Origin of the sequence: uncultured Clostridium sp., assembly GCF_937920395.1 — a bacterium.
Taxonomy (GTDB): domain Bacteria; phylum Bacillota; class Clostridia; order Clostridiales; family Clostridiaceae; genus Clostridium_AD.
In genome coordinates this window covers 17,444-37,084 of the sequence record NZ_CALEVF010000047.1, presented here as the reverse complement: position 1 = coordinate 37,084, position 19,641 = coordinate 17,444, and the positions used below count along the sequence as shown (strand labels likewise).

The following is a 19,641-nucleotide window of genomic DNA, read 5'->3' as shown; positions in this document are numbered from 1 at the left end:
AAGAACAAGTTTATATGAAAAAATTCAAAAATATAATATACCCTTGTAATTGTTCAAATAAATGAACGGTATTCTTAAATATTAAGAATACCGTTCATTTTTTCGAACTAAATATCCCTATATTCATATATTAAGTCGTCAATATCGTACATAACTTTACACTTAGCCTTCTCTCCTATCTATAAAATCATTCAATTTCCACTGGTAGCCTGATATTTTTACATGTCCACGTAACTTTTGATTGGCATGATTCTTGCTTGTTATATATATAACAGGTGCTAATAATATGATAAAAGGGGATATAAAATGAAAAAAATTATGTCTAGTTATGACGCAATCACTTTAATAAAAAGTGGTGACACCGTTGCAATTGGAGGATTTGTCGGTTCAGGTCACCCCGAAGAATTAACCATAGAAATTCATAAATCTTTTACCCAAAGTGGGAGTCCTAAAAATTTAACTTTGGTATACTCAGCAGGACAAGGAGACTCAAAAGACAAAGGTTTAAATCGTCTTGGCGTGGAAGGATTAGTTTCAAAAGTAATAGGCGGTCACTGGGGGCTTTCTCCCAAACTTTCAAAACTTGCTATTGAAAACAAAATTCAAGCTTATAATCTTCCTCAGGGTGTAATTTCTAATCTTTATAGAGATATCGCATCAGGTAAACCAGGAACTATTACTCATGTTGGTTTAAAAACTTTTGTAGATCCTAGAATCGAGGGTGGCAAGTTAAACGATATCACAAAAGAAGATATCGTTAAGGTTATTGAAATTGATAATAAGGAATACTTGTTTTATAAGGCTTTCCCTATAAATGTTGCGCTTATTCGTGCTACTTATGCTGATGAAAGCGGTAATGCCACTATGGAAAAAGAAGCCGTAACATTGGACGTTCTTGCCATGGCACAAGCAGCTAAAAATTCTGGAGGGATTGTAATACTCCAGGTTGAAAAAGTTGTATCAAATGGCACTTTAGATCCAAGGAAAGTTAAAATTCCAGGAATACTTGTGGATGCCATTGTAATTTCAAAACCTGAAAATCATATGCAAACATATGGAGAACAATACAATCCATCATACAATGGTGAAATAAGAATGGCCGTAGATGATATTCCCGGTTTAAGACTAGATGAACGGAAAATAATATCTAGAAGAGCAGCTATGGAACTTATACCTAATGCTGTAACTAACCTTGGAATAGGAGTACCTGAGGGAATTTCTATGGTAGCCAATGAAGAAGGTATTGGTAGCGATATGAAACTTACTTTAGAATCCGGCCCAATAGGCGGAATTCCTGCAGGCGGATTAAGTTTTGGAGCTGCTATAAATCCTGAAATGATTCTTGATCAAACTAGTCAATTTGATTTTTACGATGGTGGTGGACTTGATGTAGCTTTCCTCGGCCTTGCTCAATGCGACGAATCAGGAAATATTAATGTAAGTAAATTTGGTCCTAAAATTGCAGGTTGTGGTGGGTTTATCAATATAACTCAAAACTCTAAAAAAGTTGTTTTCTGTGGTGCTTTTACTGCCGGTGGTTTAACAGTAGAAGTAGAAGGTGGTCAATTAAATATAATTAAAGAAGGTAAATTTAATAAGTTTATTAAAACTGTTGAACAAATAACATTTAGTGGCGAATATGCAGTAGATGTCTCCCAACCAGTATTGTATATTACTGAAAGGGCTGTCTTTGAGCTTAGCAATAAAGGCGTAGTACTTACTGAAATTGCTCCAGGGATTGATCTAGAAAGAGATGTTTTGGCGCATATGGATTTCATGCCAGTAATTTCATCAAATTTAAAATTTATGGATGAAAGAATTTTTGAAGAAAAAATTATGGGACTTAAAGTTTCATAATAATTATAATTTATAAAACAAGGAGGAATTAATAATGAAAGGTTTAACAATGAATGAACTAAATATTGGTGATAAGGATTCTTTTGAAAAAACTATAAGTGAATCTGATGTATATCTTTATGCTGGAATAACTGGTGATTTAAATCCTGCTCACATAAATCAAAGAGAAGCTGAAACAACAATGTTCAAAGGTAGAATTGCACATGGCATGTTAACAGCTGGTTTCGTATCTGCTGTACTTGGAATGAAATTACCTGGACCAGGCACTATTTATCTAGGTCAAGAACTCAGATTTACAGCACCAGTTAGATTCGGAGATACTATAAAAGCCGAAGTAGAAGTTATAGAAAAAAAAGTTGAAAAAAATATTATGAAATTAAGTACAATCTGTACTAACCAAGATGGAGTTGTTGTTCTTAAAGGTGTTGCAACAGTTATGCCACCTAAATAAAATCTAACTCCCTTATAAATAAGTGTTTGTTTTATAGAACAGTGTTTTTATAACTTAAAAATACTGTTCCTTTTTTAGAACATCATGATAATGTTTACATGTAGTATGTTCGTTTTATACAACACACCAGTAAGTTCAATAGACAAATTTCGAATAAAATCATTGAAAAGTCATTGAAAAGTCACAGAAAATTTATTTTCTATTTTTAAATTATTGGCATGATAATTGCTATTTATAATTATGAAAAGCTTTACTAATAATTTAATTAAGGGGGATAAAAAATGAATAAAATTATGTCTAGTTATGACGCAATATCATTAATCAAAAATGGAGACACTGTTGCAGTTGGAGGATTTATCGGTTGCGGTCACCCTGAAGAATTAACAATAAAAATCAATGAATCTTTTCTTGAAAAAGGATTTCCTAATAACTTAACTTTAGTATATGCCGCTGGGCAAGGAGACTCAAAAGATAAGGGTTTAAATCGTCTTGGCGTGGAAGGTTTAGTTTCAAAGGTAATAGGTGGTCACTGGGGCCTTGCTCCCAAACTTGTAAAACTTGCTATTGAAAATAAAATTCAAGCTTATAATCTTCCCCAAGGGGTAATATCTCATCTATATCGAGATATTGCAGCAGGTAAACCTGGAACTATAACTCACGTTGGATTAAAAACTTTTGTAGACCCTAGAATTGACGGGGGCAAGTTAAACGATATCACGAAAGAAGACATAGTTAAAGTTATTGAAATTGATAATAAGGAATATTTGTTTTATAAAGCTTTTCCTATAAATGTGACACTTCTTAGGGCTTCTTATGCTGATGAGTTTGGAAATGCCACTATGGAGAAAGAAGCTGTAACTCTGGATGGACTTTCTATGGCTCAAGCTGCTAAGAATTCTTCTGGGATTGTAATACTTCAAGTTGAAAAAATTGTAGCAAATGGTACTCTTGATCCAAGAAAAGTTAAGATACCTGGAATACTTGTGGATGCTATTGTAATTTCAAAACCTGAAAATCATATGCAAACTTATGCAGAACAATACAATCCTTCTTATAATGGTGAAATAAAAATGGCACTTAGTAATATCCCCGGACTTAAGCTAGATGAAAGAAAAATAATATCTAGAAGAGCCACAATGGAACTTATACCCAATGCAATTACTAACCTTGGAATTGGAGTACCTGAAGGAATCTCCATGGTTGCAAATGAAGAAGGAATTGCTAGTGACTTAAGAGTTACTTTGGAATCAGGGCCAATAGGTGGAATCCCTGCAGGTGGATTAAGTTTTGGAGCTTCAATAAATCCCGAAAGCATACTAGATCAAAGTAACCAATTTGATTTTTATGATGGCGGAGGTCTTGATATTGCATTCCTAGGTCTTGCTCAATGTGACAAGGCTGGAAACATTAATGTAAGTAAATTCGGTCCTAAAATTGCAGGCTGTGGCGGCTTTATTAATATAACTCAAAATTCTAAAAAAGTTGTTTTCTGTGGGACTTTTACTGCAGGTGGTTTAAAAATAGAAATTCTAAATGGGAAAGTAAATATAATTCAAGAAGGTAAAGTTAATAAATTCATTAAAAATGTTGAACAAATAACTTTTAGTGGAGAGTATGCTGTAGATGTCTCCCAACCAGTTTTATACATTACTGAAAGAGCAGTTTTTAGATTAACTAAAGAAGGTGTTACTTTAGAAGAAATTGCTCCTGGTATTGATCTACAAAAGGATATTTTAGATAAAATGAATTTTACTCCAATTATATCTAAAAACCTAAAACTAATGGACTTAAGAATATTTAATGAAGGTATTATAGGACTTAAATTAGCTAATTAATAAATACAGTGTTTGGAATAATAATATTGATATAATTTTCACTAAAATACAAAAGTAAACGGTTAAAAAAGAGAATAAAATTTTAATTAATGGAGGTTTTATAAATGTTAGGAGTTTTCGGTATCATATTAGCTTTATGTTTATTAATGTTTATGGCATATAAGGGTTTCTCTGTCATTGTCTTTGCCCCTATTTTTGCTCTACTCGCTGCTTTATTTTCTGGAATGGCTATTTTGCCAACATATACAGAAATATTTTTGCCCAATCTTGGTAAGTATGTAACCATATACTTTCCGTTCTTTCTACTGGGAGCAATATTTGGAAAAACAATGGAACAATCTGGTGCAGCAAAGTCTATTGCCAAAACAATAGTTGAAAAATTAGGCAAAAAAAGAGCAATGCTTTCAGTAGTATTATCAGCAGCTATCCTTACTTACGGCGGAGTAAGTCTTTTCGTTGTAGCATTTGCTGTATATCCATTTGCAGCATCTATTTTCAAAGAAGCAGACATTCCAAAACGTCTTGTTCCAGCAACTATTGCACTTGGTGCCTTTACATTTACTATGGACTCGCTTCCCGGAACACCACAGATTCAGAACTCAATTCCAATGAAATTTTTTAATACAGATCTTTATGCTGCACCAGTTATGGGAATACTTGGAGCAATTATTATTATGACATGTGGTATTACCTATTTAGAGTGGCGTAAACGTAAGGCACAAGCAGCTGGAGAAGGATATGGTGATAACCATACTAATGAGCCTGTTATGGTTGATGATGATAGTTTACCAAACCCATTTTTATCAGCATTACCATTGATATCTGTACTTGCTGTTACTCTTATATTACAAAAATTAGTTTTCCCACACTGGGATATAATGTCTTGGGTAACTAAAGAACCTTACAATATGTTATCAAAAGGTGTTGTAGGAACAATGAATAACTGGGCACTCATGATTTCACTTATCGTAGGAATTCTTCTTGCTATGCTTATCAATCCTAAACGTATGCAGGGTAATTTATCTAAAGCTATCAATGCTGGTGCTATAGGCTCCCTTTTAGCAGTTATAAATACGGCATCTGAAGTAGGTTTTGGTAATGTTATAAAAACACTACCTGGTTTTCAATCTATTGCTCATGCTTTAACAAATATAAATCCTCATGGTAGTCCATTACTATCTGAAGCAGTTACAGTAAATGTTTTATCCGGAGTAACTGGTTCTGCATCAGGCGGAATGAGTATTGCACTTGATACTTTTGGTAAACACTACTTACAATGGGCATCAAGCACTGGCATAAGCCCTCAATTGCTCCATCGAGTTGCTGCTATGGCGTCTGGTGGAATGGATACATTACCACACAATGGAGCAGTTATTACTCTCCTTGGAATTGCAGGCTTAACACATAAACAAGCGTATAAAGATATATTTGCTATTACTATCCTTAAAACAGGAACATGTTTCTTCCTAATTGGATTACAATCAATTTTACATTTTGTTTAATTATTAAATATAATTATATTTTATATGAACGGTATTCTTAAATCTTAAGAATACCGTTCATTTTTGCGTAATCATACCCTAAATTTTTTTTGAATTAGTTTTTTATTTCTTTATATGGAAAATATATTTGCTCCTTATAATTATGAGAAGTTTGACTAATAATACTATAAAAGGAGGTCTTAAAATGCAAAAAGTTATGTCTAGCACTGAGGCAATTTCTTTAATTAAAAACGGAGATACCGTCGCAGTTGGAGGTTTTATCGGTTGCGGACACCCAGAAGAATTAACTATAAAAATTAGTGAATGTTTTCTTGAAAAAGGTTTGCCAAATAATTTAACTTTAGTTTATGCTGCTGGTCAAGGAGATTCAAAAGATAAAGGTTTAAACCACCTTGGCCTCGAAGGTTTAGTTTCAAAGGTAATCGGTGGTCATTGGGGTCTTGCTCCCAAACTTGTAAAACTTGCTATTGAAAATAAAATCCAGGCTTATAATCTTCCTCAAGGTGTAATCTCTCACCTATATAGAGATATAGCAGCAGGTAAACCTGGAACAATAACTCATGTTGGACTAAAAACTTTTGTAGACCCTAGAATAGACGGTGGTAAATTAAACACTGTGACTAAAGAAGATATAGTAAAGGTTATTGAAATTGATAATAAAGAATATCTGTTTTACAAATCTTTTCCAATAAATGTAACACTTATTAGAGCTTCTTATGCTGATGAGTTTGGAAATGCTACTATGGAAAAAGAAGCTGTAACCCTGGATGGTCTTTCTATGGCTCAAGCTGCTAAAAATTCTTCTGGGATTGTAATACTTCAGGTTGAAAAAATTGTAGCAACCGGAACCCTTGATCCAAGAAAAGTTAAAATTCCAGGAATACTTGTGGATGCCATTGTAATTTCAAAACCAGAAAATCATATGCAAACTTATGCAGAACAATACAATCCATCTTATAATGGTGAAATAAAAATGGCACTTAGTAATATTCCAGGTCTTAAGCTAGATGAAAGAAAAATAATATCTAGAAGAGCCGCAATGGAGCTTATACCAAATGCTATTACCAACCTTGGAATTGGAGTACCAGAAGGAATTTCCATGGTTGCAAATGAAGAAGGAATTTCTAGCGACTTAAAAGTTACATTAGAATCAGGTCCAATAGGTGGAATCCCTGCAGGTGGATTAAGTTTTGGAGCCTCAATAAATCCTGAAAGCATACTAGATCAAAGTAATCAATTTGATTTCTATGATGGAGGAGGTCTTGATATAGCCTTCCTAGGTCTTGCTCAATGCGACGAGAATGGCAATATTAATGTAAGTAAATTTGGTCCTAAAATTGCAGGTTGTGGTGGTTTTATTAATATAACTCAAAACTCAAAAAAAGTTGTATTTTGTGGAACTTTCACAGCAGGAGGATTAAAAATTGTAATTCAAGATGGTAAATTAAATATAATTCAAGATGGTAAATTAAATAAATTCATTAAAACTGTTGAGCAAATAACATTTAGTGGTGAATATGCTATAGATGTCTCCCAACCAGTCTTATACATCACTGAAAGAGCGGTCTTCAAATTAACTAAAGATGGTGTTACTTTAGAAGAAATTGCTCCTGGTATTGATATGCAAAAGGATATTTTAGATAGAATGGATTTTACTCCTATTATATCTAAAAATTTAAAATTGATGGATAAAAAATTATTTAATGAAGGTATTGTAGGTATCAAATTATCTACGAATAAATAGAAGATTAAAACAAAATATAATTAGATTATACAAGGAGGTTTTTAAATGTTAGGCGTTATCGGAATATTATTAAGTTTATGTCTTTTGATGTTTATGGCATACAAGGGTTTTTCAGTAATTGTATTTGCACCTATTTTTGCACTTCTGGCCGCTTTATTTTCTGGAATGGCTATTTTGCCTACATATACAGAAATATTCTTACCCAATCTTGGTAAATATATAACAATTTAATTTCCGTTCTTTCTACTCGGAGCAATATTTGGAAAAACAATGGAACAGTCTGGAGCAGCAAAATCAATTGCAAAAACTATAGTCGAGAAATTAGGGAAAAAGAGAGCAATACTCTCGGTAGTATTGTCAGCAGCTATCCTTACCTATGGTGGTGTAAGCCTCTTCGTCGTAGCATTCGCGGTTTACCCATTTGCAGCATCTATTTTTAAAGAAGCAGACATTCCAAAACGTCTTGTCCCAGGAACTATTGCACTTGGTGCCTTTACGTTTACTATGGATTCACTTCCTGGAACACCACAAATTCAGAACTCTATCCCAATGAAATTTTTTAATACAGATCTTTATGCAGCACCTGTAATGGGAATACTTGGAGCAATCATTATTTTAACATCTGGCATGACTTATTTGGAGTGGCGTAAGCGTAAAGCACAAGCAGCCGGAGAGGGCTATGGTAAAAACCATACCAATGAACCTATTATAGTTAACGACGCTAGCTTACCAAATGCATTTTTATCGGCATTACCACTTGTTTCAGTGCTAGTTGTAACCCTCATTCTGCAAAAATTAGTTTTTCCACATTGGGATATTATATCTTGGGTAACTAAAAAGCCTTATAATATGCTATCTGCTGGTGTGGTAGGAACAATGAATAACTGGGCACTCATGATTTCACTTATCGTAGGAATTCTTCTTGCTATGCTTATTAATCCTAAACGTATGCAAGGTAATTTAGCCAAAGCTATCAACGCTGGTGCTATAGGTTCTCTTTTAGCAGTTATAAATACGGCGTCTGAAGTAGGCTTTGGTAATGTTATAAAAACACTACCAGGTTTTCAGTCTATTGCTCACGCTTTAACAAATATAAATCCTCATGGTAGTCCGCTTTTATCTGAAGCAGTTACCGTGAATGTTCTATCTGGAGTAACTGGTTCCGCTTCCGGTGGTATGAGTATTGCCCTAGACACTTTTGGTAAGCACTACTTGGAATGGGCATCAAGTACGGGTATAAGTCCTCAATTACTTCATCGTGTTGCTGCTATGGCATCAGGTGGAATGGATACATTACCTCATAATGGAGCGGTTATTACACTCCTTGGCATTGCAGGCTTAACACATAAGCAAGCTTATAAAGATATCTTTGCTATAACTCTCCTTAAGACAGGAACATGTTTCCTTCTAATTGGATTGCAATCAATTATTCATTTTGTATAATGGGTAAAAACTGCTTTATAAATACTAAAGGAGGAATTATTAATGAAAGGTTTAACAATGAAAGAACTAAATATAGGTGATAAAGACTCTTTTGAAAAAACTATAAGTGAATCTGATGTGTATCTTTATGCAGGCATAACCGGTGATCTAAATCCTGCTCATATAAATCAAAGAGAAGCTGAAACAACAATGTTCAAAGGTAGAATTGCCCATGGCATGTTAACAGCAGGTTTTGTTTCTGCAGTACTAGGCATGAAATTACCTGGACCAGGTACTATTTATCTAGGTCAAGAACTCAGATTTACAGCACCAGTTAGATTTGGTGATACAATTAAGGCTGAAGTTGAAGTTGTAGAAAAATACGATGAAAAAAATATTATGAAACTAAGTACAACATGTACTAATCAAGATGGTGTTGTTGTTCTCAAAGGTGTTGCAACTGTTATGCCACCTAAATAAAAATAAATTTCTTTAGAATATGTTATTTGGATTAGCGGTATTCTTAATTTTAAGAGTACCGTTATTTTTTGTGTTAAATTTACTTTATTATTATTTGTAATTTATCGCTCCTTTTGAACATAAGAAATACCTATTATTAAAATATATCTGAAAGTTCAACTTGCAAATCCTCTGTTTTACTTCGGAAAGTAGAAACAGTGGATATACCTTCTTGCAAAATTTTTGTAGTAGGAAGTTCTACAATAAACTTACTTCCTTTACCAAACTCACTTTGTGCATATACTCTTCCCTTATGCATTTCAACAATGGCTCTTACTAAACTTAGTCCTATCCCTGTCCCTTCTGCATTTCTAGAAAGTGATTTATCTACCTACTTGAATCTGTTAAATATCGTCTCTAATTCATTATGCTTAATACCTACACCATTGTCTCTTACCGATATTTCAATAAGTTCATTTTTATCTTTAATGTTAACATATATTTTATTTCCTACATCTGAAAATTTAATCGAATTCGATATAAGGTTTAATATTATTCTCTGTATTTTTTCTGGGTCACAAGCAATAATTTTTTCCTCTATATTTGTATCAAAAATTATACTTAATCCCATTGCATTAGTGTACGAAGTAATTAAATTCAATATTTCCTCTACAATTTCCACTATGTTAGTATTGGATAATTTAAGTTCAAACAATCCTGTTTCAATTTTTGATAAATCTACTATATTATTGATTACTTTTGATAACCTATAGCAGTTTTGCCTCATTGAATTAATATATTTTAAAATAGAATCTTTTTTTTCATCTAATGATCCACTCTTACAATACATATCAAACAACTGTATCGTTGAATATATTATATTGAGGGGAGTTTTAAGTTCATGAGATATATTTGCTGAAAACTCTTCCTGAGATTTTAATGTTCTTTCCAGTATTTTATTAGATTGTATTTCAGTTGTTATATCAATTATAATTACCATTATTTCTTTAATTCTTCCATTTATTTCGAACAAAGGCTCCAATATAATGTTACAATGCATATCGTTTCTATTTACTGTATAGGTTTTATTGCTAATATAATTTACTTTTCTACATTTTATTACTTCATTGATTTTTTTGAAATATTCATCATCAAAAATATTTGAACTTATATCTGAAATCTTATTTCCTTTCATTTGAGAGGATGATATAATTTCTGGTTTAAATATCTTTACAATATCAATTGCCTTTTGGTTTATTTCTATTACAAGCAACTCTGGACATTTTAATCTAATTACAGGCAATTGTAGATTATATATAAGTCTATCTAAAAATTCATTTCTACTACTCATCATTTTATTCATTTTTTCAAGTTTAACATTTTGTTTCCTAAGTAATAATTCACGTTCAATTGCGTCAACTACAATAGTTAACGTTAATAAAAAAAACGGGTTATGAAGTATAGTAGCTGTCATAATACATATACTTCCGAGCAAATTATTATCATCTAGATAATGAAATGGCACTCCATAACAAGCGCTGTTATGTAAAGAGACATGAAAATGATTAGTCCCTATTAATTGTACGGGGTGATCTTGTTTTAGCGTTAAACTAACAACGTTCGTACCCATATCCTCTTCATTAAATTGAGCTCCAGCCTTAATTCCAAGTAAAGTCATGGTTGATTTTATTGTTTTGTCTCCTAAAGTCTCTAGCAAATAACCTTTTTCATCTGATATTCCTATTAATATAGGCGTACCTTCAAGTGATTTTATTATTTTTTGACTAAAAAATTTTACAACCTCTAAAATATCCCTGTAATCTTCTTTTTTTTCTAAAAGCTTTGATTCTGTTAAAATATTTTTTGGTGACCTAGTAGGTTCATTTGGGTCCATACCTAATTCAAAACACCTTTTTTTAGATTCTATAATATACGTTGGTTCTTTCTCTTTCTTAATCATACGTTATATTCCCCCTAGGACACTAAAAACGGCTTAATATATTACGCCAATTTTTAAAATTACAATAAGTAAATTTTATCATAATTTCCGTCTTAAGACAATAATAATGTATTTTTCAATTGTTGTTTATTACTGTTCAAACCTATACCCAACACCCCATATTGTTTCAATATATTTAGGGTTTGATGGATCACTCTCAATTTTTTCTCTTAACTTTCTAATGTGTACTGTGACCGTCCCCACATCTCCAAATGAGTCTACTCCCCATACTTTATTAAAAATATTATCCTTTGAAAATACCTTGTTTGGATTAAGAGCTAAAATTGTTAAAATATCAAATTCTTTTGCTGTAAGTATTACTTCCACTCCATTCACATATACACGCCTAGAATTACTGTATATACTAAGTCCCCTTATCTCAATGATTTCGCTTTGATCTTTATTTTTGCCAATCAATCTTTCATATCTCGATATATGAGCCTTTACCCTTGCAACGAGTTCTCCAGGGCTAAATGGTTTTGTTATATAATCATCCGCGCCTAGTCCAAGCCCTCTTATTTTATCAATATCCTCTTTTTTTGCAGAAACCATAAGTATAGGAACATCCTTCACATTTCTTATTTGCCTGCAAATTTCAAAACCATCAACTTTAGGAAGCATAACATCGAGTATTATAAGATTATAATTTTTATTCAATGCAGACTTAAGTCCTTTTTCTCCATCAATCTCAATATCAACTGAAAAATCATTTATCTCAAGGTAATCCCGCTCTAACTCTGCAATAGTAATTTCATCCTCTATAATCAACACTTTTTTCATTTTACCACCGGCCTTCTTACATCACATTTCTTAATTATAAAGAATATACTAGTTCCGATTCCAACTGTACTCTTTGACCATATTTCTCCACCATGACCAATAACAATCCTTTTGGCAATAGCAAGTCCCAGTCCACTTCCCCCAGTTCGTGAATTTCTTGATGGGTCAGCTCTATAAAATCTGTCAAATATATACGGAAGAGCATCTTGTGATATTCCTCGTCCATTGTCATTAATCTCAAATCTCACAAAACCACCAAAATCTTTTATTGTTATTAATATTTTTCCACTTTCTTTATCCATATAGTTTACAGAATTTTGAACTATATTTAATATTACTCTTCTAAGTTTTTCACGATCAGCTTGTATTAATGTTTTATCTTCAATAGTATCAATTAATTGTATCTCAACATTGCTTTTTTCAAGGTCAAACTTTAACTCTTCCATACTGTCACTTAAATAGCTTTTTATGTCAACTCTTTCAAAGTCAAAAGTCATTTTATTTAAATCAAGCTTTGAAATTACAAATAATTCATCTATCAATTTATCAATACTGCTTGCTTTCTTATAAATAATATTAAGATATTTGTCCATTTTCTCTGGTGTATCTGCTACACCATCTTTAATTCCTTCCACATAACCCTTGATTGCGGTTACTGGAGTTTTTAAGTCATGTGAAATATTTGCGATTAGTTCTTTTCTATTATCTTCATACTGTAGCTGTATTTCAACTGACTCTTTGAGTCTACACCTCATATCTTCGAATTCTTTGCAAAGTTCTCCAATTTCATCATTTGCATTAGACTTAACTTCAAAATCCATATATCCATCTTTTATTTTACTAGAAGCGTCTTTCAATGCTATTAGAGGCCTCACGATTTTTTTAGAAACCCAATACGTAATGATTGCATTAATTAATATCATTATCAATATAACTATAATAATATACAATAATAAAAAGCTCTTACTAATTGTTAACATCGCTCCAGCATCTGTCATTATAAAAACACTCCCTGGACTTTTATCTTCAAAATAAAAATCATGTTGCTTAGAGAGTACCAGATTATTTAGGATAAGGTTAGGATGCCGTCTCTCTTCTTGAGTAAAACCGAATTTTGGAAGACTTTTGTTAATCTCAGATTTATTTATAAAATTTGTAGAATAGGTTATAACTCCTTTTTTTCTTATTACTATCCCACTATGTGTCAATTTCAATTTGTTATCAAGGTTTGATAAATAATGAGCATCTTCCAATATATTTGGATTTATTTCTATATCTTTTTCTATACCTATAAGTATTAATGAATTTTTACCAAACAAATCTTTTAATGGATTACTTTTAAATATACCACTTTGAAGAGGGTTCCCATTATATTTTATGTCATATGCCTTATCAATGCTTTTCACATAAAAGCTTCCAACAACCGGCAATGCAATTAAAGACAAAATTATGGGGATTATGAGCATTGCCATATATGAAACTATAATTCTTATTCTTATTGACAAAAGGACCCCTCCCCTAAATTCTATTCATAACGCAAAGCATCTATAGGATTTAATTTTGCAGCTTTTCTTGCAGGATAGATTCCGAAAAATATACCAACTGCTGATGAGAACAAAATTGTTTCTAATATAACAATAATTGAAACACTAGGAGTAATGCCAGCAAACGATCCTATTATTTGAGCTGCGACTATTCCAAGCGTCATACCTATAATTCCTCCTATAACTGACAATATTACGGACTCAGTCAAAAATTGAAACAATATTGCATTAGTCGTTGCCCCTATTGCTTTTCTGATACCGATTTCTCTTGTCCTCTCAGTTACAGAAACCAGCATTATATTCATAACTCCAATGCCACCAACTAAAAGTGATATTGCAGCTACTGAACTAAGGAATGTTGTGAAAATTCCCAATACTTGATTGATTGATTCAAGCATACTAGCTGAATTAGTCGCCTTATAAAGATCTATTGCTTTATTATCATGTTTAGACTGAAGAATTTTTAATGCCTCATTTCCAGTTTGCACTGAATTTGCTTGTGAGGTAGATGTCATAGTAAGCGTGGATATATTAAAATCTAATGGAAATAATGTTTGGAGAAATGTAATTGGTACTGTTACAAGTGTTGGTGTGCTGTCACCATTTCTACTTGGTGGACCACTACGACTACCTCCAAACATACTACTTGCTTTTGAAACACCAACAACAGTTGCACTTTTACTAGAACCTACTGGTCCTAATTTAAATGATTTACCAACTGCATCATCAATACCAAATAAAGATATAGCTGAGGTTTGATCGATTACTGCAACCGCTTTACCTTCCTCTACTTCTCTTTCATTTAGGAATCTTCCATATACAATTTCTACATTGCTAATCAATGAATAATCTGTATTAACACCAGTAACATTTGCTGTGCTAGTCTTTGTATCAGTCCTTGCTGTGCCTTTCTTAGATACGGTTGGAGAAATGTACTTAGCAGTATCTACTCTATCTTTTATTTGCTTTACATCAGCAAGTGTGAAATAATCGCTTGTTTGCTCAACTTTTGATGGATCCACATTTATAGTAACTGTATTTGATCCCATTTTAGCAAATTCTTCTCCAATATAATTTTTTCCTCCATTACCTAGCGCAATAATAGTAATTACTGAGCTTATACCTATTATAATTCCTAGCATTGTGAGGAAAGATCTCATCTTATTTGATAAAATACTGGATATAGCCATTTTAAGACTCTCTAAAATATTCATAACTACCCTCCATTTTATGTTTAAAATATTTACGTTTCATATATTATTTATAATATTGTTCTTCCTGAAACAGGGTAGTCATCTACTATTTCTCCATCTAGGAATCTTACAATTCTTTTCGCACATTTTGCTATATCATCTTCATGTGTAACCATTAAAATGGTAGCCCCCTCAGCATTTAAATTTTGAAATATTTTCATAATCTCAATTGATGACTTTGTATCTAGGTTACCTGTTGGTTCGTCTGCCATAATTACTGCAGGATTGTTAACCATCGCTCTTGCAATCGCGACTCTTTGTTTTTGTCCTCCAGATATTTCATTAGGTCTATGTTTAATTCTGTCGGTAAGCCCAACCTTTTCAAGTGCACTAAGAGCCCTGTCCTTTCGTTCTTTTGCTGGCACTCCTGCATAAAGCATTGGAAGCATCACGTTTTCAAGTACTGTTATTCTTGGTAGTAAATTAAATGCTTGAAATACAAATCCTATCTCTTTATTTCTTATTAGTGCAAGTTGGTTATCCTCGAGATTTGAAACATTCTGATCATTTAAAAAATATGTACCAGTATCCATTCTGTCCAAACATCCTAAAATATTCATAAAAGTTGATTTTCCAGAACCTGAAGGTCCCATTATTGCAGTGAATTCACCTTTCTCAATTTTAAGGCTTACCGATTTAAGTGCAGTAAAATCAATATCTCCAGTTACGTACCTTTTTACTACCTCTTTTACTTCTATCATTATTTTCCTCCTACATTCGTAGCATCTTTAACCAATACTCCATTTGTAATGGTGCTACCTGGATTTAATATTACACTCTCACCTACTTTTACACCATTTAGGATTTCCATATCAGTATCTGATTGAAGTCCAACTTTTACAGTTTTTTGAACTGCTTTTCCATCACTAATGACAAATAAATATGTTGATCCATCTTTGTTAGTTAAGATCGCCTCCGCAGGTACCTTCACAACATTCATTACCTGTTTAAGCAATATGTCAGCATCTGAATCAAAGTTTACTTTTAACTGCGGCGCCTGTTCTAATACATCAAGTTCTACTATTAAAGTTGTATCTCCACCTGCAGCAGTTGTATTAATTGTTGCCGTTGGATAAATTTTTGACACCTTGGCTTTATAACTCTTGCCATTGCTTAAAATTGTTGATGCTTGTCCGAGAGCCACTTTAGCTGCATCATATTTACCTACTTTAACAACACCCTTTAAATTTAATATGTCCTGAATAACTATAGCAGTTCCCTGGGCTCCAGTTTGACCACTTATAACATTAACTTCTGTTACTACTCCATCAATATCAGATGTAATATCCGAGTTTTGCGATAATTTTATTTTTGTTGAATCAAGAGTTGTTTCTGTAGATTTAATAGCATTATCAAGCTGTTTTATCTTTTCATCTGACAATACACTTGCTTTAGCAGTACTAATCGTTGCTGTATTTGAAGGAGTATCAGCTGTATTTGCTATAGTATCCTTTGCATCATCATTATTATTCACAGCATCTTTTTTTTGAGATATAGCATTGTCATAATTGATTTGAGCAGATTGAACTTGATTGTTCAAATCAGCTATATCATAAATTAATATAATATCACCTTTTTTAACTTTATCACCAACACTAACTTTAACATTTGAAATTTTTGTTGCCGCAGATACCGAATAATCTTTTTCATTTTTAGATTTTATTGTAGCTGTTGTGGATAAGTACATTTTCACATCACCCATTACAACCTTTGAAGTTTTTACAGTCGTAACTTCTTTTCTATTTTTTGAAGAAACCCTAAGCCCTCCAATAATACCTATAATTGCTACTATTACTACCCCAATAATAATTTTCTTTTTCATGATAACCTCCTACATATTTATAATTCTAGACTGAAATCTAATAATTTATATTTTACGCTGTAACTATTAAAACTTTCTTATCTAAATATTAAATTTTTATTAAATTAGTGCAATACACAATTATTTATAGTATAACTCCTTTTACATTATTTCACAAACCATCAACTAATTTATTAATTAATCGATGGTTTTATATTTTTTATAATAGCATCTTTATTGCTGTCGAAAAACATCTGCTCCCATAATCCTTCCTTTTGAAAAACATCTATTTTTCCATTTTGTTCAACCGTTAGATTGACTTCACCAATACATCTTATATAAGTAGGATTGATCCCCAAAGCTTTAGCGATAGCATTTCTTATTGGAGCAATACCCCATCTATCAATCATATTGAAAGCTAAAATATCATATTCTCTTTTAAATTCTACTTGGTATTTGATTTCATTATCCCCTTCATGTATAAACATCAAATTGTTGTCAATAAATTTTTTAGTTATTGGGTGATATTCAGTATTTAATCTTTTAATTACTGTTTTTTCTTCATTATCCTCTAATATAATCCCATCTTTGGCTATCATTATTACTGGTAATCTAGTATAGTCATATTTTTTTTCCGTAATAATATCACACGCTATGATTGTATAAGGTCCAATGTTTGCACGACACCAATACCAGTGATTCATGAGTTTTCTCATATGTATGTTACCCCAGTTGTGGTCATGATATCCCTTACCCTTTAACTCAAAAATTTTTCCTTTGACATTTAAAGTCGCACTAATATCTGCAGATGGTTGTGCAACAATCCACGCAAAATAATATTCCTGTTTTTCTCCATAATACCAATGTCCTGTTCCCGGGCGCCACATTGGCAATTTAGGTTTCATTGTGCAATTATATTCAACATCGCCATCTATAAAATGTATTAAATAATTACCTTTTGAATATTTAATACTGTTTTGACCAATTGATACATCACATACCTCCTTTGAAGCACGAATCTTTTGCCCCTTTCCCTCAGAAATGTGTTTTAATATCTTTTTACCATTTTGATAAGTTATCTCAAGTGATGCTGTTGGATTTGCAAGACCTCTTACATCAAATCCATTTTTCGTATAAAATATAACAACTATTTTAGTGCCATCTGAGTACTCAGCATCAAAATACCACCATTCATATGTACCTCTACACCCAGTGCTTCTCATTCCATCTTCCCATATTGCGGGTTTTTTATTGATGCCTAATCGCTGATAATAGCTAATGCTTTTGCCTAAAACCGCTTTTTCATTCATTGCTCACCCACCTTATCCTAATGTAATATCCTCATTTATTTTTGCTTTATTTTTGCTTTATAGCACTTAATTTTACCCATGCTTGTGGCTAATAATACTGTTTTTCCCTAAATATAAAAAAGAACCAGATTAAGAAAACCTGATTCTAGTTCTTCTATATTTAAGTATATATTATTTTTCTAATATATTTTTAATTATTTCTTTCATTTCTTCACATTTACAATTGGCAAAGAAATATTCTTTGAATTTTGCTCCGCTTATAGCACCCTTTAAAAGATCTTGATCTATATCTTTTAAAATTGTTGTCATATCTTTATATGTTACTTTTTTAACTTCATCTAAGATCTTTTTATTTCTTTGTTCTGGAATAACTCTTTCCTTTGGATATCCCGTGCCGCTTTCTCCTTGGAATAATCTCCCGAATATGTCTTCCAAATTTAATTCTGCCCCCCATCCAAATCCTTTTGCAAAAGGCATTGCTATTGCATTTCCATCGTTAATTTGTGCAAACATATATGCATCTGAAGGATCTTCTACATGTCCACATATTACTCCTGGGAATGAATTACATGCGAGCATTGCTCCTTCTCCAGTACCACATCCAGTTATTACATAATCAGCTGCTCCTGAATTTAATAATATGGCTGCTAAAATACCATTTTGAACATATGTTAATTGTGCATCATCATCAGAACTGTACATTCCATAATTAAATACTTCATGGCCTTTTGGCAACACTACTTTTTGTAATGTCTCGTATATTATTCCATTTTTCGATGCTTGACTATTCTCATTAATTAAAGCTATTTTCATTTAAACTCCTCCTATTGTAGATAATGTAAACAACATCTTATTCTGGTTGTTTTCCAAGACTAGCGAGTATTCCACCATCTACATATAACACATGACCATTGACAAAATCTGATGCGTCAGATGCAAGGAATACAGCTGGTCCTACTAAATCTTCTGTTGTTCCCCAACGTGCAGCTGGAGTTTTTGATATGATAAAATTATTAAAAGGATGTCCCTCAGTTCTTAGTGGTGCAGTTTGAGGTGTTGCTATATATCCGGGTCCAATTCCATTACATTGAATGTTGTATTCGCCATATTCAGCTGCTATATTTTTAGTTAACATCTTAAGTCCACCTTTTGCAGCTGCATAAGCTGAAACAGTTTCTCGTCCAAGCTCACTCATCATTGAACATATATTTATTATTTTACCATGTCCCTTTTTAATCATTGATGGTATTACAGCTTTGGATACTATAAATGGTGCATTTAGATCTACATCTATAACCTTTCTAAAATCTTCAGCCTTCATGTCAATCATTGCAACACGCTTAATTATACCTGCATTATTTACAAGAATATCAATTACTCCAACTTCTTTTTCAATTTTTTTAACTAATTCATTTACCATCTGTTCATCTGTAACATCGCATACATATCCACGTGCTTTTATACCTTCTACTTCATAAGCTTTTATTCCCTTATCAACAAGTTCTTGATTAATATCATTAAACACTATCTTTGCTCCTGCTTGACTATAAGACTTTGCAATGGCAAATCCAATGCCATATGATGCACCAGTAACTAATGCAACTTTACCTTCTAATGAAAATTTTTTAATTATATTCATAAAATATTCCTCCTCGAATTTATAATATTTATATATATTAAAGAA

Annotated in this window: 14 protein-coding genes and 2 pseudogenes; 7 read left to right on the top strand and 9 right to left on the bottom strand. The window is 32.3% G+C overall.

From position 1 onward, the window contains the following. Window positions 1-306 precede the first annotated feature (306 nt). The 7 genes and pseudogenes from Q0649_RS05670 to Q0649_RS05640 all read left to right on the top strand — a co-directional run bounded on the left by Q0649_RS05670 (window position 307) and on the right by Q0649_RS05640 (window position 9,291). Complete coding sequence (locus Q0649_RS05670; protein WP_298838623.1) at window positions 307-1,857, top strand: acyl CoA:acetate/3-ketoacid CoA transferase; 1,551 nt, start codon at window positions 307-309, stop codon at window positions 1,855-1,857. Window positions 1,858-1,891: 34 nt separating this feature from the next. Then, window positions 1,892-2,308: a MaoC family dehydratase gene (locus Q0649_RS05665; protein ID WP_216151568.1), complete on the top strand. Its 417-nt coding sequence runs from the start codon at window positions 1,892-1,894 to the stop codon at window positions 2,306-2,308. A gap of 281 nt (window positions 2,309-2,589) precedes the next feature. Then, complete coding sequence (locus Q0649_RS05660) at window positions 2,590-4,143, top strand: acyl CoA:acetate/3-ketoacid CoA transferase (RefSeq protein WP_298838612.1); 1,554 nt, start codon at window positions 2,590-2,592, stop codon at window positions 4,141-4,143. 104 nt (window positions 4,144-4,247) lie between these two features. Further along, complete coding sequence (locus Q0649_RS05655; RefSeq protein ID WP_298838609.1) at window positions 4,248-5,645, top strand: GntP family permease; 1,398 nt, start codon at window positions 4,248-4,250, stop codon at window positions 5,643-5,645. A gap of 184 nt (window positions 5,646-5,829) precedes the next feature. Continuing rightward, window positions 5,830-7,389, top strand: a complete 1,560-nt coding sequence (locus Q0649_RS05650; protein WP_298838606.1) for an acyl CoA:acetate/3-ketoacid CoA transferase — start codon at window positions 5,830-5,832, stop codon at window positions 7,387-7,389. Window positions 7,390-7,434: 45 nt separating this feature from the next. After that, window positions 7,435-8,832 (top strand): annotated as a pseudogene (locus tag Q0649_RS05645) (GntP family permease). Window positions 8,833-8,874: 42 nt separating this feature from the next. Continuing rightward, window positions 8,875-9,291, top strand: coding sequence for a MaoC family dehydratase (locus Q0649_RS05640; protein WP_298838603.1), 417 nt, complete (start codon window positions 8,875-8,877; stop codon window positions 9,289-9,291). Window positions 9,292-9,427: 136 nt separating this feature from the next. Here Q0649_RS05640 and Q0649_RS23040 read toward each other — a convergent pair. The 9 genes and pseudogenes from Q0649_RS23040 to Q0649_RS05595 form a co-directional block, all read right to left on the bottom strand. Next, window positions 9,428-10,744 (bottom strand): annotated as a pseudogene (locus Q0649_RS23040) (ATP-binding protein). A gap of 615 nt (window positions 10,745-11,359) precedes the next feature. Next, complete coding sequence (locus Q0649_RS05630) at window positions 11,360-12,049, bottom strand: response regulator transcription factor (protein WP_298838600.1); 690 nt, start codon at window positions 12,047-12,049, stop codon at window positions 11,360-11,362. Further along, window positions 12,046-13,554 carry a cell wall metabolism sensor histidine kinase WalK gene (locus tag Q0649_RS05625; protein ID WP_298838597.1) on the bottom strand — a complete coding sequence of 503 codons (1,509 nt, stop codon included), beginning with the start codon at window positions 13,552-13,554 and terminating at the stop codon, window positions 12,046-12,048. Before Q0649_RS05625 ends, Q0649_RS05630 begins: the two co-directional genes overlap by 4 nt. Before the next feature lie 20 nt (window positions 13,555-13,574). Next, on the bottom strand, window positions 13,575-14,807 hold the full coding sequence (locus Q0649_RS05620) for an ABC transporter permease (protein ID WP_298838594.1): 1,233 nt from the start codon (window positions 14,805-14,807) through the stop codon (window positions 13,575-13,577). 47 nt (window positions 14,808-14,854) lie between these two features. Next, complete coding sequence (locus tag Q0649_RS05615; RefSeq protein ID WP_298838591.1) at window positions 14,855-15,547, bottom strand: ABC transporter ATP-binding protein; 693 nt, start codon at window positions 15,545-15,547, stop codon at window positions 14,855-14,857. Beyond that, a complete protein-coding gene (locus Q0649_RS05610; RefSeq protein WP_298838588.1) occupies window positions 15,547-16,668 on the bottom strand; it encodes an efflux RND transporter periplasmic adaptor subunit in 1,122 nt (373 codons plus the stop codon). The genes Q0649_RS05615 and Q0649_RS05610 overlap by 1 nt, the downstream gene beginning before the upstream one ends. Window positions 16,669-16,841: 173 nt before the next feature. Beyond that, window positions 16,842-17,957, bottom strand: a complete 1,116-nt coding sequence (locus tag Q0649_RS05605) for a lipocalin-like domain-containing protein (RefSeq protein ID WP_298838586.1) — start codon at window positions 17,955-17,957, stop codon at window positions 16,842-16,844. A gap of 171 nt (window positions 17,958-18,128) precedes the next feature. Then, on the bottom strand, window positions 18,129-18,770 hold the full coding sequence (locus Q0649_RS05600) for an RpiB/LacA/LacB family sugar-phosphate isomerase (protein ID WP_298838583.1): 642 nt from the start codon (window positions 18,768-18,770) through the stop codon (window positions 18,129-18,131). Between the two features lie 37 nt (window positions 18,771-18,807). Then, complete coding sequence (locus tag Q0649_RS05595) at window positions 18,808-19,596, bottom strand: gluconate 5-dehydrogenase (protein WP_298838580.1); 789 nt, start codon at window positions 19,594-19,596, stop codon at window positions 18,808-18,810. Window positions 19,597-19,641: the final 45 nt, after the last annotated feature.

Coding starts and splice junctions, on each gene's coding strand:
- Q0649_RS05670 (WP_298838623.1), top strand. CDS start 307: ATGAAAAAAATTATGTCTAGTTATGACGCAATCACTTTAATAAAAAGT.
- Q0649_RS05665 (WP_216151568.1), top strand. CDS start 1,892: ATGAAAGGTTTAACAATGAATGAACTAAATATTGGTGATAAGGATTCT.
- Q0649_RS05660 (WP_298838612.1), top strand. CDS start 2,590: ATGAATAAAATTATGTCTAGTTATGACGCAATATCATTAATCAAAAAT.
- Q0649_RS05655 (WP_298838609.1), top strand. CDS start 4,248: ATGTTAGGAGTTTTCGGTATCATATTAGCTTTATGTTTATTAATGTTT.
- Q0649_RS05650 (WP_298838606.1), top strand. CDS start 5,830: ATGCAAAAAGTTATGTCTAGCACTGAGGCAATTTCTTTAATTAAAAAC.
- Q0649_RS05640 (WP_298838603.1), top strand. CDS start 8,875: ATGAAAGGTTTAACAATGAAAGAACTAAATATAGGTGATAAAGACTCT.
- Q0649_RS05630 (WP_298838600.1), bottom strand. CDS start 12,049: ATGAAAAAAGTGTTGATTATAGAGGATGAAATTACTATTGCAGAGTTA.
- Q0649_RS05620 (WP_298838594.1), bottom strand. CDS start 14,807: ATGAATATTTTAGAGAGTCTTAAAATGGCTATATCCAGTATTTTATCA.
- Q0649_RS05615 (WP_298838591.1), bottom strand. CDS start 15,547: ATGATAGAAGTAAAAGAGGTAGTAAAAAGGTACGTAACTGGAGATATT.
- Q0649_RS05610 (WP_298838588.1), bottom strand. CDS start 16,668: ATGAAAAAGAAAATTATTATTGGGGTAGTAATAGTAGCAATTATAGGT.
- Q0649_RS05605 (WP_298838586.1), bottom strand. CDS start 17,957: ATGAATGAAAAAGCGGTTTTAGGCAAAAGCATTAGCTATTATCAGCGA.
- Q0649_RS05600 (WP_298838583.1), bottom strand. CDS start 18,770: ATGAAAATAGCTTTAATTAATGAGAATAGTCAAGCATCGAAAAATGGA.
- Q0649_RS05595 (WP_298838580.1), bottom strand. CDS start 19,596: ATGAATATAATTAAAAAATTTTCATTAGAAGGTAAAGTTGCATTAGTT.